This is a genomic window from Flavobacterium supellecticarium, assembly GCF_004801375.1.
Taxonomy (GTDB): domain Bacteria; phylum Bacteroidota; class Bacteroidia; order Flavobacteriales; family Flavobacteriaceae; genus Flavobacterium; species Flavobacterium supellecticarium.
On the sequence record NZ_SSNZ01000007.1, the window covers coordinates 52875 to 78017 of the forward strand.

23 protein-coding genes are annotated in these 25143 nt (G+C 39.7%); 15 read left to right on the forward strand and 8 right to left on the reverse strand.

Annotation, left to right across the window (positions count from 1 at the left end; all coding sequences use genetic code 11):
- Window position 1: 1 nt before the first annotated feature.
- Together E6C50_RS13535 and E6C50_RS13540 are read left to right on the forward strand one after the other, a co-directional pair.
- Complete coding sequence (locus E6C50_RS13535) at window positions 2-1336, forward strand: deoxyguanosinetriphosphate triphosphohydrolase (RefSeq protein ID WP_136403869.1); 1335 nt, start codon at window positions 2-4, stop codon at window positions 1334-1336.
- A gap of 96 nt (window positions 1337-1432) precedes the next feature.
- A complete protein-coding gene (locus E6C50_RS13540) occupies window positions 1433-4081 on the forward strand; it encodes a T9SS-dependent M36 family metallopeptidase (RefSeq protein WP_136403763.1) in 2649 nt (882 codons plus the stop codon).
- Window positions 4082-4154: 73 nt separating this feature from the next.
- On the opposite strand, the gene E6C50_RS13545 is transcribed toward E6C50_RS13540, so the two are convergent.
- On the reverse strand, window positions 4155-5105 hold the full coding sequence (locus E6C50_RS13545) for a DUF3078 domain-containing protein (protein ID WP_136403764.1): 951 nt from the start codon (window positions 5103-5105) through the stop codon (window positions 4155-4157).
- Between the two features lie 48 nt (window positions 5106-5153).
- A complete protein-coding gene (locus tag E6C50_RS13550; RefSeq protein ID WP_136403765.1) occupies window positions 5154-6923 on the reverse strand; it encodes a 1-deoxy-D-xylulose-5-phosphate synthase in 1770 nt (589 codons plus the stop codon).
- A 38-nt stretch (window positions 6924-6961) separates the two neighbouring features.
- On the opposite strand from E6C50_RS13550, the gene E6C50_RS13555 reads away from it, so the two are divergent.
- Entirely contained in the window at window positions 6962-7402 is a 441-nt protein-coding gene (locus E6C50_RS13555; RefSeq protein WP_136403766.1) for a nucleoside deaminase, read from the forward strand.
- Between the two features lie 47 nt (window positions 7403-7449).
- Here E6C50_RS13555 and E6C50_RS13560 read toward each other — a convergent pair whose 3' ends face one another.
- Together E6C50_RS13560 and E6C50_RS13565 are read right to left on the reverse strand one after the other, a co-directional pair.
- Window positions 7450-9003 carry an Rne/Rng family ribonuclease gene (locus E6C50_RS13560; protein WP_211089549.1) on the reverse strand — a complete coding sequence of 518 codons (1554 nt, stop codon included), beginning with the start codon at window positions 9001-9003 and terminating at the stop codon, window positions 7450-7452.
- Window positions 9004-9346: 343 nt separating this feature from the next.
- Window positions 9347-9643, reverse strand: a complete 297-nt coding sequence (locus tag E6C50_RS13565) for an HU family DNA-binding protein (RefSeq protein ID WP_136403768.1) — start codon at window positions 9641-9643, stop codon at window positions 9347-9349.
- Between the two features lie 132 nt (window positions 9644-9775).
- Here E6C50_RS13565 and mutY point away from each other — a divergent pair, with 132 nt between their 5' ends.
- Genes mutY through gldD form a run of 4 tightly spaced genes read left to right on the forward strand, consistent with a single transcriptional unit; the run spans window position 9776 to window position 13192 of the window.
- Entirely contained in the window at window positions 9776-10828 is a 1053-nt protein-coding gene (mutY, locus tag E6C50_RS13570; RefSeq protein ID WP_136403769.1) for an A/G-specific adenine glycosylase, read from the forward strand.
- 36 nt (window positions 10829-10864) lie between these two features.
- Window positions 10865-11308, forward strand: a complete 444-nt coding sequence (locus E6C50_RS13575) for a single-stranded DNA-binding protein (protein WP_136403770.1) — start codon at window positions 10865-10867, stop codon at window positions 11306-11308.
- Window positions 11309-11331: 23 nt separating this feature from the next.
- Complete coding sequence (gene gldE, locus E6C50_RS13580; protein ID WP_136403771.1) at window positions 11332-12630, forward strand: gliding motility-associated protein GldE; 1299 nt, start codon at window positions 11332-11334, stop codon at window positions 12628-12630.
- The gene (gene gldD / locus E6C50_RS13585; protein ID WP_168732823.1) at window positions 12620-13192 is read left to right on the forward strand and encodes a gliding motility lipoprotein GldD; all 573 of its coding nucleotides are present in this window, start codon (window positions 12620-12622) and stop codon (window positions 13190-13192) included. The genes gldE and gldD overlap by 11 nt, the downstream gene beginning before the upstream one ends.
- A gap of 65 nt (window positions 13193-13257) precedes the next feature.
- Here the strand turns inward: gldD and E6C50_RS13590 are convergent, their stop codons facing one another.
- Complete coding sequence (locus E6C50_RS13590) at window positions 13258-13635, reverse strand: cation transporter (protein WP_136403773.1); 378 nt, start codon at window positions 13633-13635, stop codon at window positions 13258-13260.
- Between the two features lie 111 nt (window positions 13636-13746).
- On the opposite strand from E6C50_RS13590, the gene E6C50_RS13595 reads away from it, so the two are divergent.
- Complete coding sequence (locus tag E6C50_RS13595) at window positions 13747-14610, forward strand: DMT family transporter (protein WP_136403774.1); 864 nt, start codon at window positions 13747-13749, stop codon at window positions 14608-14610.
- A 46-nt stretch (window positions 14611-14656) separates the two neighbouring features.
- Here the strand turns inward: E6C50_RS13595 and E6C50_RS13600 are convergent, their stop codons facing one another.
- Together E6C50_RS13600 and E6C50_RS13605 are read right to left on the reverse strand one after the other, a co-directional pair.
- Complete coding sequence (locus E6C50_RS13600) at window positions 14657-16699, reverse strand: insulinase family protein (RefSeq protein ID WP_136403775.1); 2043 nt, start codon at window positions 16697-16699, stop codon at window positions 14657-14659.
- Between the two features lie 13 nt (window positions 16700-16712).
- Window positions 16713-18038: a M16 family metallopeptidase gene (locus tag E6C50_RS13605; RefSeq protein WP_136403776.1), complete on the reverse strand. Its 1326-nt coding sequence runs from the start codon at window positions 18036-18038 to the stop codon at window positions 16713-16715.
- 201 nt (window positions 18039-18239) lie between these two features.
- On the opposite strand from E6C50_RS13605, the gene rplU reads away from it, so the two are divergent.
- Both rplU and rpmA read left to right on the forward strand, forming a co-directional pair.
- Window positions 18240-18602: a 50S ribosomal protein L21 gene (gene rplU, locus E6C50_RS13610; protein ID WP_136403777.1), complete on the forward strand. Its 363-nt coding sequence runs from the start codon at window positions 18240-18242 to the stop codon at window positions 18600-18602.
- A 23-nt stretch (window positions 18603-18625) separates the two neighbouring features.
- Complete coding sequence (gene rpmA, locus E6C50_RS13615) at window positions 18626-18886, forward strand: 50S ribosomal protein L27 (RefSeq protein WP_136403778.1); 261 nt, start codon at window positions 18626-18628, stop codon at window positions 18884-18886.
- Between the two features lie 188 nt (window positions 18887-19074).
- On the opposite strand, the gene ahcY is transcribed toward rpmA, so the two are convergent.
- Complete coding sequence (gene ahcY / locus E6C50_RS13620) at window positions 19075-20391, reverse strand: adenosylhomocysteinase (RefSeq protein ID WP_136403779.1); 1317 nt, start codon at window positions 20389-20391, stop codon at window positions 19075-19077.
- Between the two features lie 163 nt (window positions 20392-20554).
- On the opposite strand from ahcY, the gene E6C50_RS13625 reads away from it, so the two are divergent.
- From E6C50_RS13625 to arfB, 5 genes are read left to right on the forward strand one after another with little or no spacing between them, the layout of a single operon-like run.
- Window positions 20555-21196, forward strand: coding sequence for a 4'-phosphopantetheinyl transferase family protein (locus E6C50_RS13625; RefSeq protein ID WP_136403780.1), 642 nt, complete (start codon window positions 20555-20557; stop codon window positions 21194-21196).
- Window positions 21193-21915, forward strand: coding sequence for a geranylgeranylglyceryl/heptaprenylglyceryl phosphate synthase (locus tag E6C50_RS13630; protein WP_317128631.1), 723 nt, complete (start codon window positions 21193-21195; stop codon window positions 21913-21915). The genes E6C50_RS13625 and E6C50_RS13630 overlap by 4 nt, the downstream gene beginning before the upstream one ends.
- A 3-nt stretch (window positions 21916-21918) precedes the next feature.
- Entirely contained in the window at window positions 21919-22542 is a 624-nt protein-coding gene (pnuC, locus tag E6C50_RS13635; protein WP_136403781.1) for a nicotinamide riboside transporter PnuC, read from the forward strand.
- The gene (locus E6C50_RS13640) at window positions 22503-24590 is read left to right on the forward strand and encodes a DUF4301 family protein (RefSeq protein ID WP_136403782.1); all 2088 of its coding nucleotides are present in this window, start codon (window positions 22503-22505) and stop codon (window positions 24588-24590) included. Before pnuC ends, E6C50_RS13640 begins: the two co-directional genes overlap by 40 nt.
- 1 nt (window position 24591) lies before the next feature.
- Window positions 24592-24996, forward strand: coding sequence for an alternative ribosome rescue aminoacyl-tRNA hydrolase ArfB (gene arfB / locus E6C50_RS13645; RefSeq protein WP_136403783.1), 405 nt, complete (start codon window positions 24592-24594; stop codon window positions 24994-24996).
- Window positions 24997-25143 lie beyond the last annotated feature (147 nt).

Genomic DNA, 25143 nt, shown 5'->3' on the forward strand with positions numbered 1-25143 from the left:
GATGCATTGGGAACAATTACTGTCGCTAAAGAGACAGGGCGATACAAGCAAACGTTTGCGTAAGGAACAGGATGATACCCGTTTGGGTTTTGAAGTAGATTACGATCGAATTATCTTTTCATCTGCTTTCCGGAGTTTACAGGATAAAACGCAGGTTATACCCTTGTCAAAAACCGATTTCGTACATACCCGACTTACGCATAGTTTGGAGGTTTCGGTCGTAGGGCGTTCGCTGGGACGTTTGGTAGGAAAAAAAATCCTCGAAAAATATCCCTATCTGAAAGAAGTACACGGTTTTCATATGAACGATTTCGGAACCATAGTTGCAGCCGCGGCATTGGCACACGATATCGGTAATCCACCTTTTGGACATTCGGGTGAAAAAGCAATTGGTGAATACTTTAAAACCGGGAAAGGAATAAAGTATAAAGAACAATTAGCAGATAAAGAATGGCAGGATCTGATCGATTTTGAAGGAAATGCCAATGGTTTTTCGGTGCTCACAGGTTCGCGTCCGGGTAACGAAGGTGGTTTGCGGATTTCATATGCGACTCTGGGGGCTTTTATGAAGTATCCGAAAGAAAGTTTGCCGAAAAAACCAACGTCCAATATAGCGGATAAAAAATTTGGCTTTTTTCAGACGGATAAAGTGTTTTTTAATGATGTGGCGGCCGAGTTAGGGCTTCTTTCCAACAAAAAAGGTGATGCTATCGGTTTCGAAAGACATCCGCTGGCGTTTTTGGTCGAAGCGGCCGACGATATCTGCTATACCATTATCGATTTTGAAGATGGAATTAACCTGGGATTAGTCGAGGAGGATTTTGCATTGGAATATCTGGTGAAGCTGGTCGGTCATATTATGGATCGAAAGAAATACAATAGCCTGATTACAAAAGAAGATCGGATCAGTTATCTGCGTGCATTGGCTATTAGTAGTCTGATCAGCGATGCGGTTCGTGTGTTTCTCGAAAATGAAGAAGCGATTCTGCAAGGGAAATTCCACATGGCATTGATGGATAAAAGTCAGTATAAAGCGCAGATGGATGATATCATTAAAATCAGCGTAAAAAATATTTACCAGAGTAACGATGTGATCGAAAAAGAAATTATGGGGTATCAGGTGATCAATACGTTGCTGGATAAGTTTTGTACGGCGTATAACAATAAGTTTGAAGGAACGGCTACTAATTACGATCAGTTATTGCTAAAATTACTTCCGGAAAAATTCGTAACCGAAAAAATGAGCCTGTACGAACGACTCATGCACATCTGTCATTTTATATCCATGTTAACTGACGGTAAAGCCTTACAAATTTTTAACATAATTAAAGGTTAAGTGTGATATTATTGATAAGTTAGCAATATTTTTTTGTTAAGTTGAATAAAATTATAATTTTGTGAAACTTGAATTAAAAAGCTAACTAAAAAAATTATGAAAAAAACTACCCTAATGATGCTGCTGTTGGCTGGTAGCGCAGGGTTTGCACAATCTCAAAATGAGCAAATCCAACGCTATCTAACCAATAACCATCAAAAGTTAGGCTTATCCCGACAAGATATCGCGGATTGGTTTGTGGAGAGTGAAGCGAGTTCTTCAACAACGAATATCAATAACTACTACGTAAAACAGCGTTATAAAGGAATTGAGATTTTTAATGCGGTAACCAACTTTTCGGTTAAAAACGGAGAAGTGATTAATGTTGGAAACCGTTTTATAGCGGATGTAGCAGCAAAAATCAATACCCAGACACCGGTTTTATCGGTAACGGATGGATTGTTAAAGGCACAAACCCATTTAAAAGTGCCGGCTTTCAGTTCGCAGATTGCTACTAAAATCAGTGATAAAGAATATAAATTAACCAACGGAACGTTAACGGACGATCCGGTTAGTGCAGAGCTTGTTTTCCAACAAATGGAAGACGCTTCCCTGCGACTGGCCTGGGATTATACGTTCTATACGTCCGATTATAAACATTTGTGGAGTGTTCGGATTGATGCGGTAAACGGTGCAATGCTGGAAAATTTTGATCTGGTATTGAGCTGTAACTTCGGTGATGCGAATCATAAAGAACACAACCATACGATGAACTTCAGCAGCAAAGCATTTAAAGATGCAAGTGCATTGGCTCAGGTACAGGGTGGATCGTATCGCGTTTATCCGTATAACGTAGAAAGTCCGAACCACGGAAACCGCGAATTATTAGTGTCACCGCATAACGCTTTGGCTTCTCCTTACGAATGGCATGATACCAATGGTGTTGCGGGTCCGGAGTTTACGACGACCAGAGGAAATAATGTTTGGGCAAAAGAAGATATTGCCGGAAATAATGCGACTACAGGAGCCAGCCCGAACGGTGGTTTAAGTTTGACTTTTGACTTCCCTTACGGAGGAACCGGAGTAGCGGCCTCGACCTATACCAGTGCAGCGACAACAAACCTTTTCTATATGAATAATATCATGCACGATATTATGTATCAGTACGGGTTTAATGAAGCTAATGGTAACTTCCAGCAAAATAACTATGGTCGCGGTGGAACCGTGACTTTTAACGGAGATCCTGTTTTAGCAGATGCTCAGGATGGTAGTGGTACAAACAACGCAAATTTCTCCACTCCGGTTGATGGTCAGTCGCCACGTATGCAAATGTATTTGTGGAATGTAGGGCCACGACCTAACTTTTTCCGTATCAATTCACCAGCGTCTTTGGCGGGAGCCTATTTTGCAGTAGATAATAACTTTACAAGCGGTCACGTAGCAGTGCCAGCGGCACCAGCAGGAATTACAGCCGATTTAGCTCTTTTTGATGATGGTGTGCCAGATAATGCCGATGCTTGTACAGCAGCCATCAACGGAGCACAGTTAGCGGGTAAAATCGTTTTGGTTCGCAGAGGATCTTGTGATTTTGTAAATAAAGTAATGTTTGCTCAAAATGCCGGTGCCGTGGCGGTTATCGTTGTGAATAATCTGGATGAATATATGGTTATGGGTGGTGCAAATGCAGGCATCACGATCCCGGCTATTTTGGTAAGCCAGTCCGTAGGAAATGCAATAATTGCCGGTATGCAATCCGGAGCGGTTAATACGACCTTATCTTATGAAGCGGTTAACTTTGTGAATTCGGATGGTGATTTTGATAATGGAGTGATTTCACACGAATATGGTCATGGTATTTCTTCCCGTTTAACTGGTGGACCTGCTGCTGCAAACTGTTTGACCAGTACGGAGCAAATGGGTGAAGGTTGGTCGGATTTCTTTGCCTATTTATTACAAATCAAGGCAGGTGATTCTCCGGTAGCCGGAAAAGGAATCGCAACTTTCCTGGCGGGTCAGCCTACGAATGGTGTGGGAATCCGTCAATATAAATATTCAACCGATTTTGGAATCAATCCACTTACCTATGGTGATACCAACGGTTTATCCTATACCGATCAGAATGGTACGTTACGTGTTGATGTACACGCGGTAGGAACCGTTTGGGCTACTATGTTGTGGGATTTAACATGGGCCTATATCAACAAATATGGCTATGATCCGAATATCTATACCGGAACCGGTGGTAATAATAAAGTTTTACGTTTGATCATCGACGCGTTAAAATTACAACCGTGTAATCCTTCGTTTGTTTCCGGAAGGGATGCGATTATCGCAGCTGATCAGGCGACAACTGGTGGGCAGAATTACTGTATGATCTGGGACGTTTTTGCCAGAAGAGGTTTAGGAGTACATGCATCAGCAGGTATGAATAGTGGTGTGGCTGCAATCAACGATCAGGTGGAAGATTTTACAACGCCTCCGCAAGGACCTAACTGTACGATGGCTGTAGATTATTTTGAGAATAAAGATATGATCAAAGTATATCCAAACCCATCTAACGGAACGTTTAATGTGTTTATCGGAAACTATACTGGTAAAGTATCATTACAGGTGTTTGATATAAACGGAAGAAATGTATACAGTCAGAAAGTTGAAGATTTCAATGTTGAAAAAACAATCAACCTGAAAGGATTACAATCAGGAATGTATATTCTTAAAGTTGAAGGTGATAATTTAAATCATACCCAAAAGGTGATATTGAATTAATTCTAAAATATAAAAGGTTCCTTTTGAACTGCCCCCAAAAAGTTAGATACTATTTGGGGGTATTTTTTATATCTTAAAAGGTGTAACTCAAACCGATTCCTAACAGTTGTTTAAACTGGATTTTAGGTCCTTGGGTAACCTGTACGCCGTCGATCTCCTTTTTTGATTTGATATCATCGTCATAAACGAGATTGGTGCCGATATTGGCTTTGACATATTCGTTAACGACAAGATCCAGTTGTAATTGCCAGTCGACATCAATATTCCCGAATCTGTTTATATAATCGGTATAAAGACTTAAACGATGATCGAGGAAAATATTCTTGTAAATCTCACTTTTCCATTGGTTGGTAACTAAAATACCGACTTCGGTTCGCGATCGTTTACCGTGGGTAATCAGATTACCGGCTTCGTCATACGTCGCTTTGTCGACCCCAAAAGCACCCTGATCGGCTAAACGCTGATCCAATACTAAAGTAGTTTTCTGGGTTAAAGGGGAGAAATAGGCATTTAGCTTTTGTTCCTTATTGGAGTACTCGGCTCCGACACCCAGAAATAAATAGGCAGGAGCAAAGGCTTTGGAAATCGCCAGATCGGTATTCGGATAGGCATATCCGCTGGTAAATTGCGTGTTGAAATTTAGTTTGGCACTGTGGTACCAGTTTGAAATACTGTCGTGACGGTAACCAAAAGTCGAATTCAGCTGAATCGCGTCATCGGTCTTGCGGAGTTCGCGTTCTTCCTGCTTATTAACGCCATAGCGTACGATGAGTTCGTTTTTCCACTTCACATTGCCTTTGATGTAGTTTCGTAAAAAAGCGCCTTTTAAAAGGCCTGAAATAGAGTTGTTTCCTCCAACACTCCAGTTGATAAATGCGATTTGGCTAAAATCAAGTCCGATGCTGTTTTTTTTGTGCCAATAGGAGGTGGTGTCGGGAATTGTAGTTCTTACTACGTCTTGTGCATTACTTTTTGGAATGACTAAAATAAAAAGTAATCCGATTAGATACGGAGTAATCTTCATGGTAAATTTAGTTTTTAATTTTCTTTAGTTTGGCAAATGAGGTTAAAATCAATAACTTGAAAATAGCGTTATCAGACTGTTAACATCAATTTTGCATTTTTTTTGCTGCTCAATAACTGTGCCGTGCTCAATAAACTCGTCTGGAATGCCCAGTATTTTAACACTTAGCCTGGTATAATGAGCACTTACATATGCCGCAATAGTACTTCCGAAACCGCCTAATACGGATCCGTCTTCTATCGTAATCAGTTGTTCGTAGCTGTTACAGATTGCTTCCAGAGTTGCAATGTCCAGTGGTTTTATAAACGGAAAATGATAATGGGAAAACAAATCACGGTTTTCGGTCTGCTCAAGGGCTTGTTGTACGTTGTTGCCGATTGTTCCGGTCGATAGAATGGCAATTTTACGGCCTTTCGAAAGTCTTCGGGCTTTTCCGATTTCGATTTTTTCGAACGGAAGTTGCCAGTTCTGAACATAACCTCTTCCTCTCGGATAACGTATCGCTATCGGATGATCCAGTCCTAATTGTGCGGTATACATACCGTTTCGGAGTTCGATTTCATTTATAGGGGCAAATAAAATCAGATTCGGAATACAATTCAGATAGGCAATATCGAAAACGCCCTGATGTGTGGCGCCATCTTCTCCAACCAGGCCGGCTCGGTCCAGACAGAATATAACGGGTAAATTCTGTAAAGCCACATCGTGAATAACCTGATCGTAGGCACGTTGCAGAAAAGTGGAATAGATATTACAAAACACAACCATTCCCTGAGTGGTCATTCCGGCAGCCAGTGTTACGGCATGTTGTTCGGCGATCCCTACATCGAAGGCGCGATCCGGAATTTCGTCCATCATAAATTTAAGAGACGAACCGGTGGGCATAGCCGGCGTAATCCCGATAATACGTTCGTTTTGATGTGCCAGTTCAACTAATGTCAAACCGAATACATCCTGGAATTTTGGTGGTAGATTTTCCTCCGGACGAGGAAGAATTTCTCCGGTAGTTTTGTCGAATTTACCCGGAGCGTGATAACGAACCTGGTCTTTTTCGGCCTGTTCAAGTCCTTTTCCTTTTGTGGTGGTAATATGCAGGAATTTGGGTCCCTTTTTATCTTTTAATCGGATCAGTTCTTTAATTAACAATGGAATATCGTGACCGTCGATTGGCCCGGAATAATCAAAGTTTAAGGAACGGATCATGTTGTTGTCCCTTGGATTGCTTCCATCTTTTACAGATGTCAGGTATGCTTTTAAAGCACCAACGCTTGGGTCGATCCCAATAGCGTTATCGTTTAAAATTACGAGTAAATTGGCATCGGTCACACCGGCGTGGTTTAAACCTTCAAAGGCCATTCCCGAGGCAATCGAAGCATCGCCAACTACAGCGATATGTTGTTTTTTGGTTTCGCCTTTTAGTTGGGAAGCAATAGCCATTCCCAAAGCGGCCGAAATAGCCGTGGAGGAATGTCCTACGCCAAAAGTATCGTAAATACTCTCATTGCGATTCGGAAAACCGGAAATACCACCTAATTGACGGTTGGTGTGGAATACCGCGGCACGTTCGGTCAGGATTTTATGACCGTAGGCCTGATGTCCGACGTCCCATACCAGTTGATCGTCCGGAGTGTTAAAAACATAATGTAGGGCTATGGTCAGTTCTACAACGCCTAAACTCGCACCCAAATGGCCTTCCTTTGTCGATACGATATCGATGATAAACTCCCGTAGTTCTTGTGCCAGAGCCGGAAGTTGCTCAACAGGGAGTTTGCGTAAATCGGTGGGAGATAGTATGTTTGATAAGAGTTTTGCTGCCATGATGCAAAGGTACAATTTGAAATTGTATTTTTGTTTTTATGGAAAACATTTTCACGGACGATTATTTTATGAAAAAGGCACTCCACGAAGCGGAGATGGCTTTCGAAAAAGGAGAAATTCCGGTTGGTGCCATTGTGGTTGTCGACAATCGGGTCATTGCCAGAAGTCATAACCTGACGGAGTTGTTAAACGATGTTACGGCGCATGCCGAAATGCAATCGATTACGGCGGCGGCTAATTTTTTGGGTGGAAAATACCTGAAAGACTGTACGCTTTACGTAACACTGGAACCGTGTCAAATGTGTGCCGGAGCTTTATATTGGAGTCAGATTTCAAAGGTGGTTTACGGAGCCTATGACGAGCACCGTGGCTATCGCAAGATGGGCGCGCAATTGCATCCGAAAACAACAGTGGTAACCGGTGTTATGGAACAGGAGTGCGGGGCTTTAATGAAGGCTTTCTTTCAGAAAAGACGCTAATTATAGACATAAAAAAACCGCTCCGTTTCACAACGAGCGGTTTGGATTTATTTAATTTCACTTCCATCTTTGTCGAAGAAGTGATATTCTAAGTACGTGTAAGCGTCACGAGGTATAACTTTCACCCATTTTTTATGTTCAAAAAACCATTTTGAACGTAATGATGGAAAACCTTTAGTTATATACGCAGCCACAAAGGGATGCGCATTCAGAACCACTTTTTTGTGATCCTTAAAAATTCGTTCTAGATCAGCCGATATTTTATCAATAATCAGGATAGGAGCTTCAATTTCCCCGTTTTCATTATTCGGGTTTTCTTCTCTTGTTTTGATATTAACTTCGGGTCTGACTCTTTGTCTAGTAATTTGAATTAATCCAAATTTGCTAGGAGGCAAGATTTTATGTTTTGCTTTGTCATCGCTCATTTCCTCTCGTAAGAAATCGTAGAGCACTTTACGGTTGTCAGGATTTGACATGTCGATAAAATCGATTACAATAATACCACCCATGTCGCGTAATCGCAATTGTCGGGCTATTTCAGCCGCAGCAATCAGATTTACTTCTAAGGCAGTGTCTTCCTGGTTTTGCGCTTTGTTGGAGCGGTTACCGCTGTTGACGTCGATTACATGTAAAGCCTCGGTGTGTTCTATGATTAAGTAAGCTCCTTTGCTCATAGATACCGTTCTTCCAAATGACGTCTTAATTTGTCGCTCTATGTTGTATTTCTCAAAAAGAGGTAACTCTTTCGATTGATAATGCTTAACAATAGATACTTTAGCAGGAGCTATTTCTTGCAAATACTCCTTCGTTTGATAGTACAGATCCTCATCATCAATATGAATACCGGTAAAGGTATCATTAAAGACATCGCGTAGTATTGAGGACGCTCGGTTGAGTTCGCCTAATACTTTTGAAGGATGATGTGCTGTAGGGATTCGCTTACACATTGTGGTCCATTTGTCCAGCAAATTTTGTAAGTCTTTGTCGAGTTCAGCTACTTTTTTGCCTTCTGCTACTGTTCTGACAATAACACCAAATCCTTTTGGTTTAATAGATTGAACCAAACGTTTTAATCGGTCTTTTTCTTCTTTCGATTCAATTTTTTGTGAAATCGAGATCCGATCCGAAAAAGGAACTAAAACAACATATCGCCCGGCCAGTGAAAGTTCGGAACTTATTCGTGGCCCTTTGGTAGATATCGGTTCTTTAACTACTTGAACTAAAATTGACTGATTGGCACTTAATACGTCGGATATTGCGCCATCCTTGTCGATCTCAGGTTCAAAAGGAAAGTTTTTTAGGGAGAAATCTTTTATTTTACCTGCGCTTACAAGTTTAATGAATTTCATTAGAGAAGATAGGTTTGGACCTAAATCATGATAATGTAAAAAGGCATCTTTTTCGAAGCCTACATTTACAAAGGCCGCATTCAATCCTGCTACCGGTTTTCGGATCTTGGCAATAAAAATATCACCTACCTGAAAGCCGTTTTTTTCGCCCTCTTCTCTGTGTAATTCAATTAGTTTTCCATCTTTTAATAAGGCAAAATCTACCGCTTCTGAACTGGATCGGATAATTAATTCCTTGTTCACTTGGTACATTTTTATCCATACAATAATAGCCGCTATCGTAATAGTGCTACCAACGTACAGATGGATTTAACATTAAATTTACAGGTTTTACCCGGGAAACCATAACTGGAATAGCAAATATAAAACTATAAATCATGGATTTGTAGTTGAAAACTTACTGATTTGTTCCGCTTTTTATGATTTCAATTTCAATGAACTTTAGACTTTAAAAAGAAAAAAGTAGTTTTAAACTACTTTTTCTTCTTATGACGGTTAGCTCTCGCTCTCTTTTTACGTTTGTGAGTTGCTACCTTATGTCTTTTTCTTTTTTTACCACTTGGCATAAATTGTAGTGTTTAGAGTGATTAATAAATTAGTTAACTTTTACTTCAGTATTCGTTTTCACGCCATCAACAAAAACTTTTGCTGGTTTGAAAGCCGGGATGTTGTGGGCAGGAATCTTAATTGTAGTGTTTTTAGAGATGTTTCTACCGGTTTTCTCAGCTCTTGTTTTGATGATAAAGCTACCAAAACCTCTTAAGTATACGTTGTCACCAGTTTCTAATGAGTTTTTTACTTCGTCCATAAAAGACTCAACTGTTGCTTGTACATCTCCTTTTTCTAGACCCAATTTCTCGGAAATTTTCGCTACGATGTCTGCTTTCGTCATTTTCTTTCGTATTTATATTGATGTGTAATTTTTTGAGTTTGCAAATATAGGAATTAAAAATACAATATTTCAACCTTAATCGATTAAAATTTAATTACATAAAGTTTTATTTTTGTATCCTAATTTTTTATAATGGATTTTTCTAACTCGTTAATCCAGTGGTATTTGCGGTCTAAGCGCGATTTGCCATGGCGAAAAACGGCGGATCCCTATCGTATATGGCTGTCAGAAATCATGTTGCAACAAACGCGGGTTGCGCAGGGTTTGCCGTATTTTTTAGCGTTTGTTGACGCTTTTCCAACTGTTTTTGATCTGGCAAATGCCGATGAGGAAAAAGTGCTAAAACTCTGGCAGGGTTTGGGCTACTATTCGAGAGCGCGAAATTTGCATGCGACCGCGAAATTCATCGCTTTTGAGCGAAATGGTGTGTTTCCTGAGAATTACGACGGACTTTTAAAGTTAAAAGGGGTAGGGGAATACACTGCTGCGGCAATTGCTTCGATTTCCTATGGCGAACCCGTTCCGGTGGTTGATGGTAATGTGTTCCGGGTGTTGGCCCGCTATTTTGATGTGGAAACGGATATTGCTGCTCCGGCGGCAAAAAAAGAATTTAAAGCATTGGCAGCCGAATTGTTGCCTGTGGATAAAGCATCACTGTTTAATCAGGCGATGATGGAGTTTGGGGCGCTGCAATGTGTGCCTAAAAGCCCGGATTGTCCTTCGTGTGTGTTTAATTCCAGTTGTGCGGCTTTGCAAAAAAAGAAAGTGGATCGGTTGCCGGTTAAATTAAAAAAAATAAAAGTGACCAATCGCTATCTGAATTATATTTTGTTTGTAGATCCCTCCGGAAATACAATGGTGCAAAAACGACAGGATAAAGGAATCTGGTTCGGATTGTATGAATTTCCGTTGGTCGAAACGATGACTGATATACATCGCGATGCTATGCCGGAACAGCTTATAAAAAGTGTCACAATTCCGGATGGAGGTCGTTTGCAGGAATTCCGCCTTTTAAATGAAAAACAAATTCTTCACAAGCTTTCGCATCAACATTTGCATATTTATTTTTGGGAATTAAAGACTGCTGCTATCATGTCGGGCAGTTTGTCATGGAGTGAAGTTCAAAAGCTTCCATTTCCTATTGTGATATATAATTTTATCACAGAGTATGTAAAAAATAAATAGAATTAGTATATTTGAGTTAATAAATAGGTACGAGCCATGAATGGAACGGTAAATAAAGTCATGTTAATTGGACATTTGGGAGATGATGTGAAAATGCATTATTTCGAAGGAGGTAATTGTATTGGACGTTTTCCTCTTGCAACCAATGAGGTGTATATTAACAAAACGACAAACGAAAGAATCACTTCTACAGAATGGCATAATCTTGTGGTGCGCAACAAGGCGGCTGAGATATGCGAAAAATATCTTTCAAAAGGTGATAAGATTTATGTGGAAGGCCGTATCAAATCCAGACAATGGCAAGCCGAAGACGGTACTACGAAGTATACTACCGAAATCCAGGTGACCGAGTTTACCTTTTTAACAACGAAAAAGGAAATCGAAAACAATAAACCGGGTTTCCCGACTTCGGGCGATACTTCCAAACCATCATTTGATTCACCGGGAACACCTATGCAAAATGATGATATGCCGTTTTAATTGTTTAACTAATTCTGTTTGATTTGGACCCAGGCCCCGTCAGTTTATTCAGTACTGTAGATTTTAACCTGATACTTCTAATTGCAGGGATAGTGTTCCTGTTGTTCTGTTCTGCACTGATATCCGGTGCCGAAACCGCACTTTTCTCACTTAATAAAAAAGAAATCGAAGCTCTTAGAGCCGGCGATGGAGCCCGCGGAAAGCAAATCGGGAAATTATTGGAGGCGCCCAAAAAGTTGTCCATGACTTTTCTGGTAGCCAATAACTTTGTAAATATTACAATTGTAATCTTGTTTTCCTATCTGGGTGACAGGGTTTTTTCCGAATTGATGGCGATCGGAACCAAAATTCTGCTGGAAATTGCATTGGTAGCGGCGCTGATTCTTTTCTTTGGAGAGGTACTGCCCAAAATGTATGCGACCCGTAATAATGTCAAATTTGCACAGGGCGTTAGTGGTTTGGTGGTTTTGCTCGATAAACTGCTTACGCCGGTTAGTATTCCGCTGCGAAAAATTATTATCTATCTGTATAAAAAAATCGGAAAAGAAAAAGAAAATTTCTCGGTCGATCAGTTGTCGCAGGCATTGGAAATGACCGATTATGGTGATACAACCAAAGAAGAACAAAAGATACTGGAGGGGATTGTAAGTTTCGGAAATACCGAAGCCCGACAGGTAATGAGTCCTCGTATTGATGTGTTTGCTTTGGATATGGAAGATTCCTTTTCGGAAATTGTAGCACAGATCGTAGAAAAAGGCTATTCCCGAATACCGGTTTTTAAAGAAGATATCGACCATATTGAGGGTGTTTTGTTTGTAAAAGATTTGCTTCCTCATATCGATAAAACGGATTTTGAATGGCAAAAGTTGCTTCGGGAGCCGTTTTTTGTCCCGGAAAATAAAAAACTGGACAACCTCTTAAAGGAATTTCAGGGTATGAAAAATCACCTGGCGATTGTCGTCGATGAATATGGCGGAACTTCAGGAGTGATTTCGCTGGAAGATATTCTGGAAGAAATTGTTGGGGATATCAGTGATGAATTTGACGATGAAAATATTGTGTTTTCGCAGATCGATACCAAAAACTTTTTGTTTGAAGGGAAAATCAGCCTGAAGGATTTTTATCGGATTGTACCGGTAAACGAAGAGGTTTTTGAAACCAGTAAGGGGGAATCGGAAACACTGGCTGGATTTATTTTGGAGATTTCGGGAAATTTTCCCAAAAAGCATCAGAAAATAAATTTTGCAGATTGTATATTTACCGTCGAATCGGTAGACAAACGCCGGGTCAAACAAATTAAAGTTACCTTGCTTGATGAATAGAATACTTAAAAATACCGCTTTTGCATTGTTGATGACTGCAGGATTGCTGCTTACGGCTTGTAAAGGCGATGTGGTGCCAAAGCCAAAAGCGTACCTGAGTCTGGAATATCCAAAACCGGAATACACACCTTTTAACGATGGATGTGCTTTTACCTTCGATGTAAATAATCGGACTAAGATCACTAAAAAAGGAGCGTGCGGGTTTGATATCAGTTATCCAAATATGAAAGGAACCATTTATATTGATTATAAACCGGTTAATAATAATATTGATGTCTTGTTGCGGGATGCGCAGAAACTGACCTACGAGCACGTGATTAAAGCTGATGATATACAAGAGCAACCATTTATCAACGGAAGGGAGAAAGTATACGGAATGTTTTATCAGGTTGGTGGTAATGCGGCAACAAACGCTCAGTTTTATGTGACGGATAGTACCAGGCATTTTATTGTAGGATCGGTATATTTTTATACCAAACCCAATTTTGATTCCATTATGCCGGCGGCTAGTTATATTAAAAATGATATGCGGAGGATTATGGAAAGTTTACGCTGGAAATAAATAGAGAACATAAAAAAAGCGAACCACAAGCAAGGTTCGCTTTTTTTATGTTGGAAAGCTTTTGGTTAGGCTTTTTTCAATTCTTCTTTCATGTTCGATACTTTATAGGTCTTTCCGTCGGCAACGCCTTCAACCGTTTGTGTTAAAGAAGCAGCAGATTGTTTGTTGGCGTCGAATTCAACAGTAGCTGTTTTGGTTTCAAAATCAACTTTTGCAGAAGTTACACCGTCCAAACGACCTAATTTGTTTTCGATCGTAGCGGCACAACCCATTGCACAAGTCATGCCTTCGATGTTAAAGCTTGCGGTTTCCATTTTGGCGGCAACATCTTCGGTCTTCTCGGTAGCTACCGTTCCTTCGGTAGTGTTTTTCTCTTCTTTTTTGCAGCTAACCAATGCAAAAGCGGCAAATGCAAATACGGCTATTTTTTTAGTAATATTCATAAGGACTGTTTTAAGATTAAAAAGCTCTTTTGGAGCGCGTTACAAAATTATAAAAAAAGGAGCGTTTTCCCGTTTTATTGTTGGACTTTTACGTCCTAAAAAAATACTAAAATGACAAAACAGATCAAATGGATATTGCTGATCGGACTTTCGTTAATCTGGGGAAGTTCTTTTATCCTGATTAAAAGAGGTCTTGTTGGATTAACACCTTTTCAGTTGGGCGCTTTACGGATGTTGTTTGCGGCCGCTTTTTTATTGATTGTCGGATTCCGAAGTCTTACTAAGATTCCTTCGGATAAATGGAAGTACATTGCCCTAACGGCCTTTGTCGGGACGTTTATGCCGGTGTTTTTGTTTGCTTTTGCACAAACGGAAATCAGTAGTGCGACCAGCGCGATCCTAAATTCATTAACACCGTTAAATACGTTGTTGTTGGGTGCTTTTTTATTCGGATTGGAATTTCAGCGCCGACAGTTTTTTGGGGTCATTATAGGGCTTATCGGATGTGTGGTGCTGATTTATTCCGGAGCGAAAAGTAATCCCAATCAGAATTATTATTTTGCGATTCTGGTGGTGATTGCAGCAGTTTGCTATGCGATGAATGTGAATCTGATCAAAAAATATCTGTCGGATGTGAATTCACTGAGTATTACAACCGGAAATTTTGTGGTATTGATGATTCCGGCGATTATTGTATTATCCTGTACCGATTTTTTTCAGGTAGCGGGGCAGGCGCAAGTACAGGAATCGGCTATTTATATTGCTATTCTGGGGATATTGGGAACCGGTATTGCGAATATTATTTTCTTTAGACTGATCCAGATGTCATCGCCGATTTTTGCATCTTCTGTGACCTATCTTATTCCGGTGGTTGCTTTTGTCTGGGGGATATTGGATAATGAAAAAATGGAAGTGTTTCAGATTGTTGGAGCATTAATCATTCTGATAGGGGTGTATTTCTCCGCACGAAAATAAAAAAGGCTGCTCGAAAGCAGCCTTTTATTTTGAATCGGGTTATTGATTACTGAAAGTCAGCAGCAGTAACACCTTCGTTGATTTTTGCATCGTTGATTGTAAATTCAAGATCCATACCTACATTCATAATTGTTTTATAAGGTATTTTGATGCCTTTAATTTCTTTATAGTCGCTGTAAGTAACGGTTTGTGTCATCTTCTGGCCACCTCTTTCCATTGTTTTGGCTTCCCCGACTTTTAAACCGGTTTTTACATCATAATATAAAGTTGACTTACCATTTTCGATAACGTAAGCATCACTTCCGTTAAAGCTTTCGATTCCTTTGATTTTAAGATCGGCTCTTTTTGCAAGTGCTAATTCAGGGAAAGCAGCAGCGCTTTCTTTTTTCTCTTTAAATTCCTCAGCAGTATAGTCTTTACGTTGTCCTTGTTGTACTGCATAAGCTGCTTTGTCGCTCACAACTTGTTTTGACATGGTCATACCTGCAACTTTCATTTCCATTAACGATTTGTTATCGGAAGTGTGTTTGCTTATCAATTCCAATGCCTGTCCTTGAATAGAAGCTGTTGAAACGGTAGCAATTGATTTTACTGCCGCTACGGCTTTTTCGCCACCAATAGCTTTAATGTAATTGTCGAACACGGTTTTGGCTGTAACTCCGGCAGGAATTGGTTTGTTTACTGCTGGTTTTTCAGTTGGATTTCCGTATTTGTCGAAATAGAAAATAGGCATTTTTAATGATTCCAATCCTGGTAATACATCAGCCGCTTTTCCAACTACAACAACACGGGTGTTATCGGCAAGGAAATATTTGTTGGCTGCGTTACGGATATCTTCCGGTGTAACGGCACTGATGTTTTTGATGTAGTTTTCGTAGAAATCTTCCGGTAAGTTTTGAGTGGCTGTGTTTAAAGCATAACGGGCAATAGTAGCCGGTTTCTCAATTTGCATTACGAAGTTTCCGATGTACTTGGCTTTTGCATTTTTAAGATCTTCTGCAGAAACCAGGTCCGTTTTGATGCGTTTTAATTCGTTAAAGAATTCGACAACGGCACTGTCGGTAACAGCGTTTCTAACAGAAGCGGAAGAACGGAATTTCGTTACATATTTTCCGGATCCGATAGAAGAGTACGCGCCGTAAGTCCATCCGTGTTTTTCGCGTAGGTTTAGGAATAAACGTCCTTCACCACCACCACCTAAGATTTGGTTGGCCAATAAAGTAGCGAAATAATCTTTGTCGGTCATTTTTAAGTTCACCGTGTTTACCAGGGCAATTTCCGATTGTACGGCGTTTGGCATATCCACAAAGTTAATTTGAGAATACTGAACGTTTTTAGGGTCAGAATAGGTTAACTGTGGAGCGATGGCTTTTTTCCAGGAACCAAAAAGTTTTTCAACTGTTTTTTTAACTTCTTTTGTGTTTACATCACCAATTACAACAAGGTAAGCATTGCCCGGAACGAAATAGGTGTTGTAGTTTAAAACCACATCGTTTAAGGTTACTTTGTTGATGCTTTCTTCGCTTAAATATTCCCCGTTAGGGTGTGTTTTTCCAAAAGCTAAAACATTTTCAACGCGAGAAGCTACAGAGGTAACGCTTTTCTCCTGTGCTTTGATTCCTTCCAGTAATTTGGCTTTTTCTTTGTCAAATTCTTCCTGAGTGAATACCGGGTGTAAAGCACCTTCGGCCATTAATTCAAGGATTCTTCCGGCATATTTGGATAATCCGCTGGCATTGGCTCCGTTAGAAGAAAAACTGATGTTGGCTCCTAAAAAGTCTACTTCTTCGTTAAAAGCGTCTTTGGATATTTTTTTGCTTCCTTTTCCGATCATGCTGCTCGTTAAATCGGCAACACCTTTTTTATCCCCTTCCGCATACGGAGGGTTGTCTAAAGTTAAAGTATAAGAAACGCGCGGTAATTTATGGTTTTCAACAACCATTACTTTTAAACCGTTTTTTAGAGTAAAGGTTTCCGGTTTTTTAACATTGATAGTTGGTGCTGGTCCCGGTTTCGGTTGAGGTCTGTCTTGTGCTTGCATAGTAATCGATAAAAACAAGCTCGCTGCTATATATATAAATTTTTTCATGATGAATGGCTGCTTAGTTTTGTGCTTTGTCTTTTGCTGGAGTATAATCTAAAATCAAACGTTGGTTCGGGTTTAAGTATTTCTTCGCCACGTCTCTGATTTCTTCACGCGTAATAGAACGGTAAATGTCAATTTCAGTATTGATTAGATTTACATCACCATATAATAAATAGTAAGATGCCAGATTTTCGGCAACCCCTTCCAGATTGGAATTACTGTTTACGTTTTGGTTTTCATACTGGTTTTGTAATTTTTGGAAATCTTTTTCAGAAATTAATTCCGTTTGTAATTTTTTGATTTCCTCGTCCATTCCTTTAATTAAGTCAGCAGGAGTGTTTGGGCTTAATGGTAAACCGTAGATAAAATACACACCATAGTCTTCCTGACTGTAGTTGAAAGCTCCGATTTGTAAAGCCATTTTTTTCTCGTCAACCATTTTTTTGTATAGACGTGAGCTTTTTCCGTCCGATAAGATAGAAGAGATCATATCCAATACTCTTGCGTCACGCGTTTTCATCGATGGCGTTCTGTAGGCAGTAACGGCCATTGGGATCTGAATGTTCGGATCTTCGTAAGTCGCGTGAATGGTTTGTGTGATGGGAGCCTCTTCGAATTTCTCACGGGTAATCGGCGTTCCTTTCTGGATTGGTCCGAAATATTTTTGTACCCATTCTTTCGCCTGAGCCGAATCAAAATCTCCGGCAACAACTAATACTGCATTGTTAGGAATGTAGAATTTTTTGTTGAAAGCCTGGAATTCCTGTAAAGTAGCTGCATCCAAGTGTTCCATTGAACCGATTGGAGCCCAACGGTATGGGTGTTTGGTAAAGATGTTCTTTTTAACTTCAGTAAATAAATTACCGTAAGGCTGATTGTCTACACGTAATCTTTTTTCTTCTTTAACAACTTCGTTTTGCGTGTCTACACCGATCTGGTTGATAACCGGGTGCATTAATCTTTCGGATTCCATCCATAAAGCCAGTTCCAGATTGTTCGACGGGAAAACTTCGTAGTAATAGGTTCTGTCGTCCGACGTGTTGGCATTGTTGTTCCCTCCGTTGGCGGTTACGATTTTAAACCATTCGCCACGGGCGATGTTTTTGGTTCCTTCGAATAAAAGGTGTTCAAAAAAGTGTGCGAATCCCGTTCTGTTTGGGTTTTCGTCTTTGGCACCCACATGGTACATTACCGATGTAACAACTACCGGAGCCGATGGATCCTTGTGTAAAATCACATGAAGTCCGTTGTCTAAATTGTATTCTTCAAACGCTACTTTCTGCGCTGAAGCTACGCCGCCAAGCATCAGAAGTGAACTCAAAGCCATTAAAGATTTTTTCATAAAAATTAGTAATTTATTTTTGATAACGATATAGGTGTGCAATTTCGGTAAAAAGTTACAGGTAATCGTTTTGTTTTGTGGAAAATATGCACCTTTTTTTGATTAATATTTGTGTATGCACCAAAATTACAGGTATATGGTTGTTTCATAAAGAATTAGTTGTATATTTGCACACTTAAAAATTAATCAAACATTATTGTTATGTACGCAATCGTAGAGATAGCAGGGCAACAATTCAAAGTAAGCAAAGACCAAAAGGTTTATGTTCACCGTTTGGCTTCTGAAGAAGGAACTAAAGTTACTTTTGACAAAGTTCTTTTATTAGATGACAACGGAAACGTAACTTTAGGCGCCCCAGCTGTAGAAGGTGCTTCAGTAGAAGCACAAGTGTTAAAACACTTAAAAGGTGATAAAGTAATCGTTTTCAAAAAGAAAAGAAGAAAAGGTTACAAAAAGAAAAACGGTCACAGACAATCTTTAACGCAAATCGTAATCAGTGGTATCACTGGAGCGGGAGCTACAAAGAAAAAAGCGACTAAAAAAGCGGAAGCTACAGAAGAATAATTAACATTAAAAACTAATACGTCATGGCTCACAAGAAAGGTGTCGGTAGTTCCAAGAATGGTAGAGAATCAGAATCGAAACGTTTAGGTGTTAAGATTTTTGGTGGTCAAGCTGCAATTGCTGGAAACATTATCGTAAGACAAAGAGGTTCTAAACACAATCCGGGAGAAAACGTTTACATGGGTAAAGATCATACTTTACATGCAAAAGTTGACGGAGTAGTGAAATTCCAGAAAAAAGGAGATAACAAATCTTTCGTTTCTGTAATTCCATTCGAAGCATAAGAATCTATCTTATCTTACCAGAAAAGATATAAAAGCCCGTTTCTCTGAAACGGGCTTTTTTTGTGCTTATTAGTGAAACCTGACAGGTTTAACCGCGTGCTGAGATTAAAACCTGTCAGGTTTTACTATTTAGGTATAAAAAAAGACCTCAATTTTGAGGTCTTTTCTGTTACAGGATATTTTGGGGATTAATATCTGTAATATTCCGGTTTGAATGGTCCAGAAACTTCAACACCAATATAAGCAGCTTGCTCTGTGTTTAATGTTTCCAGTTCAACGCCTAATTTGGCAAGGTGTAAAGCGGCTACTTTTTCATCTAAGTGTTTTGGTAGCATATATACCTGATTTTCGTATTTGTCGCTGTGTTTCCATAATTCGATCTGTGCCAGCGTTTGGTTGGTGAACGAGTTACTCATTACAAAGCTTGGGTGTCCTGTTGCACAACCTAAGTTTACCAAACGACCTTCTGCCAAAATGATAATGTCTACACCGTTGATTGTGTATTTGTCAACCTGAGGTTTGATTTCGACTTTGGAAGCACCGTGGTTTTTGTTTAACCAGGCCATATCGATTTCGTTATCGAAGTGACCAATGTTACAAACGATCGTTTTGTCTTTCATCTTCTCGAAATGTTTTCCGATAACGATGTCTTTGTTTCCTGTTGTAGTAATGATGATGTCAGCATTAGCTACTACAGTGTCTAGTTTTTTAACTTCAAAACCGTCCATTGCAGCCTGTAAAGCGCAGATTGGATCAATTTCAGTAACGGTTACAATAGAACCGGCGCCACGGAAAGAAGCTGCTGTACCTTTTCCAACATCACCATATCCGCAAACAACCACTCTTTTACCGGCCAACATTACGTCTGTAGCACGACGGATAGCATCCACAGCACTTTCTTTACAACCGTACTTGTTGTCGAATTTCGATTTGGTAACCGAGTCGTTTACGTTGATAGCAGGCATTGGTAATGTTCCGTTTTTCATTCTTTCGTACAAACGGTGTACACCTGTTGTAGTCTCTTCTGATAATCCTTTAATGCCAGGGATTAATTCCGGATAACGGTCGATAACCATATTGGTTAAATCACCACCGTCATCTAAGATCATGTTTAACGGTTGTCTGTCTTCTCCAAAGAATAAAGTCTGTTCAATACACCAGTCAAATTCTTCCTCGTTAAGACCTTTCCATGCATAAACCTGTACGCCTGTTGCAGCAATTGCAGCAGCAGCCTGATCCTGAGTAGAGAAAATATTACAAGAACTCCAGGTAACTTCAGCTCCTAAAGCAATTAAAGTTTCAATTAAAACCGCAGTCTGGATCGTCATGTGAAGACATCCTGCAATTCGGGCACCTTTAAGAGGCTGCTCGTCTTTATATTCTGCACGAAGTGCCATTAATCCCGGCATTTCCGCTTCTGCTAATTCGATCTCTTTTCTTCCCCAGGCAGCCAGAGAAATATCTTTTACTTTGTAAGCCACGAAAGGCAATGTTTTTGTGCTCATCTGCTTTATTATTTGTATTTACAAAAAATTTAGTGCAAATTTACGGAATTAGTTTTTAAAATTGGAAGGATAACCGGATATTTCGTGTTTGCCGGTAAAGCTAACGTTTTCGTTATCAGAAAAATAAAAATATACTACTTCAATATATAAATCATCCGCGCTAATGCCGCTGTATAAAACGATAAAAATAGATCCTGATACCAAGGTCTTGGTTTGGAAAATCACAGAATCACTGGACGAACTATTCCGTGATAAACCGTTAAAGGACTCGAGCCGCGTACGCGTTAACGGGATGAAGTCCGAACAGCATCAAAGAGGATTTCTAAGTGTACGAAATCTGTTCGCCGAGCTCGGTTATACCGATTTGGATTTGTATTACGATGCTTTTGGAAAGCCACATCTTAGCGACGGAAAAAATATCTCCATTACGCATTCGTATGAATTTTCTGCGATTATTGTCGGAAAAAATAATGTCGGTATCGACATGGAACTGCGACGGGAGAAAATCAGTAAAATCGCCGATAAATTTATCGATCCCGAATTTGCTTTTCTCGATAAATCCGAACCCGATTATATCCGGAAGTTAACCGTTATTTGGGGCGCGAAAGAAGCAAAATATAAAATGTGTAATTCCCGAAGCCTGAGTTTTAAAGACAATATGACGGTACATCCGTTTGTAATGGACGATAAAAAAGGAACGGCAACGGTTACAAAGGATAATTTTCGAAAAGATTTTGAATTTTATTTTGATGAAATCGAAGACTTTACATTGGTATATGCCCTCGAACAAAATGCATGCAGATGATGGGGGAAATTTACAAACAAATTATAACAGCACAACAACAGGGAAAACGACTGCTGGCTATTTTGCTTGATCCGGATAAAGTAGATGGTGAGCAACTGGATGTCCTGATCGATAAAATCGGTCAATCGGGTGCAACCCATATTTTAATTGGGGGTAGTCTGCTGTTTGTCGATCAACAGGATGCAATTATTACGGCTCTAAAAGCAAAACTGACGTTACCAATTTTGCTTTTTCCTGGCAATGCGGCTCATATTAACAATCGTGCCGACGGAATTCTGTTTTTGTCGCTTATTTCCGGAAGAAACCCGGAATATCTTATCGGGCAACATGTTCAGGCGGCTCCCAGATTAAAGCAATCCCAACTGGAAGTAATCTCAACCGGCTATATACTTGTCGAAAGCGGAAAGCAGACAACGGTTTCCTATATTAGCGGAACCACGCCGGTGCCAAATGATAAACCGGAAATCGCAGTGGCAACAGCGCTTGCGGGAGAAATGATCGGTCATAAAATGATATACCTGGAAGCGGGTAGCGGGGCGCAAATGCCTGTTCCGTTGGAAACAGTGCGTAAGGTTGCCGAATATATAACGATTCCGCTTATTGTTGGTGGTGGAATTCGGACGAAAGCACATATGGAACAGGTCTATCAGGCCGGAGCGACCATGGTCGTGATCGGAACGGCTTTCGAAAAGGATAACGACTTTTTTTTAGATTTGTAGATCATGGTGGATTTCTTTTTAAATGCCTATAAGAATGCATCAACGTTGCAGGTTGTACTGGAGTTTATAGCCTTTGTGTTTGGTATTGCCAGTGTTTGGTATGCTAAAAAAGAAAATATATGGGTGTATCCAACCGGACTTATTGCGACGACAATCACGGTTTACTTGCTTTTTCAGGCGGGTTATCTCGGAGACATGATGATTAACCTGTACTTCTCGATTATGAGCGTTTATGGTTGGTATAATTGGGCCCGAAAAAGAACAAATGTTGATTCTTTATCGATATCCCGGACAACATTAAAAGAAAAAATTATCGGAGTATTCTTGTTTTTAATGACAATTATTATAATTTTCGCAATCTATAAGGTGTTTGATTACCAAATCAAACACGAAAATTATGTTGATATATTGACGTCGGGGCTGTTTTTTACCGGTATGTGGTATATGGCCAATAAAAAAATCGAAAACTGGACGCTTTGGATAATCGGCGACATTATCGCGGTACCGCTTTATGCATATAGAGGGTTGGGGATGTTGTCGTTACAGTATTTAATATTTACACTATTGGCAATTTCGGCCTATTTAGAATGGAGAAAGATCTTAAACAACGATACTCAAAAGTTATAAAAGTAACCATGTACGGCCCTGAAAGTACAGGGAAAACGACATTGTCGAAACAGTTGGCAGAACATTTTAAAACCATCTGGATACCCGAATATGCGCGAAATTATCTACAGCAAAAGTGGGAAGAACAACAGGCAATTTGCGATGAAAATGATATGCTTCCTATTGCTATTGGTCAGATGAAACTTGAAAATGAAGCGGTGCAGATCGCCAGTAAGTTATTGTTTTGTGATACCAATCTGATGGTAACCAAAGTGTTTTCGGAAATCTATTATGGATTTTGTGATGAATTACTGAACGATGCTGCACGCGAACATAATTACGATTTATTTTTCCTGACCGATGTCGATGTGCCCTGGGAAAAAGATGATCTAAGAGATCGGCCGGAAAAGCGGGAGGAAACCTTTCGGATTTTTGAAAATGCCTTAATCGAAAATAATAAACCCTATATAGTTCTTTCGGGGAATAAACAGCAACGTTTTGAAACTGCGGTAAAAGCAGTGGAAATGTTGCTCAAAACTAAAAGTTTGGGTTTTACATCAGCCGATTTTTTGCAAATGTGGCATAGAGGAACGAATATCGATGCCATCGAAAGACAGTTGAAGTTTTTTAATGAAGGAATTGCGAAAATCAACCTCCATAAAATTGCTACTGTAGGCGATGGAATCCGACTCTTTGATAAAGAGCAGGAGCAGGAACTGGTAGGTTATTTTGAAGCGCATCAAAAAATGTTTTCGATAGAAAAGTTGGTTCCGGCGTCGGGTGCTGCCAGCAGAATGTTTAAATTTCTTGTTGATTTTCTGAATGAATTTAAATTACACGATGAAACAATCAATGCCTATGTAAATAGAAAAAAAGCATCGGAATTATCGGTGTTTCTGGTTGGAATAGAAAAATTTCCGTTCTATGCCGATGTGCTCCAGGAAACAAAATCGGAATATAAAGATTTTGATAATTTCTCGCAGGATGAAAAATATTACCGCTTTATCGAAACAATGCTGTCACCGGCAAAATTCGATTTTCTGAATAAGCCGAAAGGGATATTGCCATTCCATCAGGAAAAAGAAGCGATTACAACGCCAATTTTTAAACACCTCAAAGAAGCGCAGGTATATACCAATGTGGATGGAAATCATCATATTCATTTTACGGTTTCGGAAGAACATTTGGAAAGTTTTTCAGAAGTGGTTCTGAATAGTGAAAATACGGTCAATGTTAGCTATTCTTTTCAGGATAAAGCAACCGATACATTAGCGGTTAGTGTTGATAATGAGCCATTTCGACTGGAAGATGGTTCGCTTTTTTTCCGACCGGGCGGACATGGTGCGTTGATTCAGAATCTAAACCGACTGAAGAGCGATATCGTTTTTGTTAAAAATATTGATAATGTTTGTTTTAATCATTTTGATGGAATTGTTTGGTATAAAAAGCTACTGGGTGGATTGTTAATGCGACTTCAGAAGCAAATTTTTGATAGCCTGAAAATGTTGGAAACGACAACCGATCCTGCGGTAATTCAGGAAATAATCGCTTTTACAACAGGAGAGCTTAATATCGTATTGCCGCGTAATTTTTCAAAATATACATTTGAAAACCAGAAGAATCAATTGTTTCAGCTTTTAAACCGACCGATACGCGTGTGTGGTATGGTGAAAAATGAAGGAGAACCGGGTGGCGGACCGTTTTGGGTTACTGGTGAAGAAGGGATGCATTCGTTGCAAATTGTAGAATCGTCACAAATAGACCTGCAAAATAAAAAACAGGCATTGATTCTGAGTGAGTCGACGCATTTTAATCCGGTCGATTTGGTTTGTGGCTTAAAAGATTATAAAGGAGAAAAGTTCAATCTGGAAAATTATGTCGATCACAATACCGGGTTTATTGTTAATAAAACCAAAGGATGTAAAGATATTAAAGCCTATGAATTACCAGGCTTGTGGAACGGTTCTATGGCCAACTGGATTACGGTTTTTGTCGAAGTGCCGCTTCTGACGTTTAATCCGGTGAAAACTGTAAACGACTTATTAAAACCGGCACATCAGCCACGATAATATGCAAAAAGAAATACTATTTGCGGAATTGCGCTATAAAGCGGTAAGAAGTAGTGGCGCGGGTGGTCAGCATGTGAATAAAGTGGCGACTAAAATTCAATTGGTTTTTGATGTGGCGGATTCTATGGCATTTACCGATGATGAAAAAACACGCTTAATGGCAAAACTTGAAAGCCGACTAACTAAAGAAGGTGTTTTGCTGCTTAGTTGTGGAGAAAGTAGAAGTCAGCTTAAAAATAAAGAAATCGTAACAACGCGTTTTCTTTCGCTGATACAGCAAGCCATGCAGGTCGAAAAAGAACGAAAGGCAACCCGTATTCCGCATGCGGCGGTTAAAAAACGAATTCAAAACAAACGATTTCAGGCGCAAAAAAAGGAATCGCGCCGGAAACCTGGAATGGAATAAATTAGGAATTGTGTAATCGTAATAGGGAAAAAACGTTCTTTTTTGAGTTTTTTCTATTCGGATTTGATTTTGTGCGGTTTCTTTTTATAATTTTGTCCTGTCTCAAAGGGGTGCTTATATCCGGATTCAAAACCGGACAATCGAGCT

Coding starts and splice junctions, on each gene's coding strand:
- E6C50_RS13540 (WP_136403763.1), top strand. CDS start 1,433: ATGAAAAAAACTACCCTAATGATGCTGCTGTTGGCTGGTAGCGCAGGG.
- E6C50_RS13600 (WP_136403775.1), bottom strand. CDS start 16,699: ATGAAAAAATTTATATATATAGCAGCGAGCTTGTTTTTATCGATTACT.
- E6C50_RS13550 (WP_136403765.1), bottom strand. CDS start 6,923: ATGGCAGCAAAACTCTTATCAAACATACTATCTCCCACCGATTTACGC.
- pnuC (WP_136403781.1), top strand. CDS start 21,919: ATGGTGGATTTCTTTTTAAATGCCTATAAGAATGCATCAACGTTGCAG.
- mutY (WP_136403769.1), top strand. CDS start 9,776: ATGGATTTTTCTAACTCGTTAATCCAGTGGTATTTGCGGTCTAAGCGC.
- E6C50_RS13625 (WP_136403780.1), top strand. CDS start 20,555: ATGCCGCTGTATAAAACGATAAAAATAGATCCTGATACCAAGGTCTTG.
- E6C50_RS13545 (WP_136403764.1), bottom strand. CDS start 5,105: ATGAAGATTACTCCGTATCTAATCGGATTACTTTTTATTTTAGTCATT.
- rpmA (WP_136403778.1), top strand. CDS start 18,626: ATGGCTCACAAGAAAGGTGTCGGTAGTTCCAAGAATGGTAGAGAATCA.
- E6C50_RS13605 (WP_136403776.1), bottom strand. CDS start 18,038: ATGAAAAAATCTTTAATGGCTTTGAGTTCACTTCTGATGCTTGGCGGC.
- E6C50_RS13575 (WP_136403770.1), top strand. CDS start 10,865: ATGAATGGAACGGTAAATAAAGTCATGTTAATTGGACATTTGGGAGAT.
- ahcY (WP_136403779.1), bottom strand. CDS start 20,391: ATGAGCACAAAAACATTGCCTTTCGTGGCTTACAAAGTAAAAGATATT.
- E6C50_RS13535 (WP_136403869.1), top strand. CDS start 2: ATGCATTGGGAACAATTACTGTCGCTAAAGAGACAGGGCGATACAAGC.
- rplU (WP_136403777.1), top strand. CDS start 18,240: ATGTACGCAATCGTAGAGATAGCAGGGCAACAATTCAAAGTAAGCAAA.
- E6C50_RS13590 (WP_136403773.1), bottom strand. CDS start 13,635: ATGAATATTACTAAAAAAATAGCCGTATTTGCATTTGCCGCTTTTGCA.
- E6C50_RS13595 (WP_136403774.1), top strand. CDS start 13,747: ATGACAAAACAGATCAAATGGATATTGCTGATCGGACTTTCGTTAATC.
- E6C50_RS13565 (WP_136403768.1), bottom strand. CDS start 9,643: ATGACGAAAGCAGACATCGTAGCGAAAATTTCCGAGAAATTGGGTCTA.
- arfB (WP_136403783.1), top strand. CDS start 24,592: ATGCAAAAAGAAATACTATTTGCGGAATTGCGCTATAAAGCGGTAAGA.
- E6C50_RS13555 (WP_136403766.1), top strand. CDS start 6,962: ATGGAAAACATTTTCACGGACGATTATTTTATGAAAAAGGCACTCCAC.
- E6C50_RS13560 (WP_211089549.1), bottom strand. CDS start 9,003: ATGTACCAAGTGAACAAGGAATTAATTATCCGATCCAGTTCAGAAGCG.
- E6C50_RS13630 (WP_317128631.1), top strand. CDS start 21,193: ATGATGGGGGAAATTTACAAACAAATTATAACAGCACAACAACAGGGA.
- E6C50_RS13640 (WP_136403782.1), top strand. CDS start 22,503: ATGGAGAAAGATCTTAAACAACGATACTCAAAAGTTATAAAAGTAACC.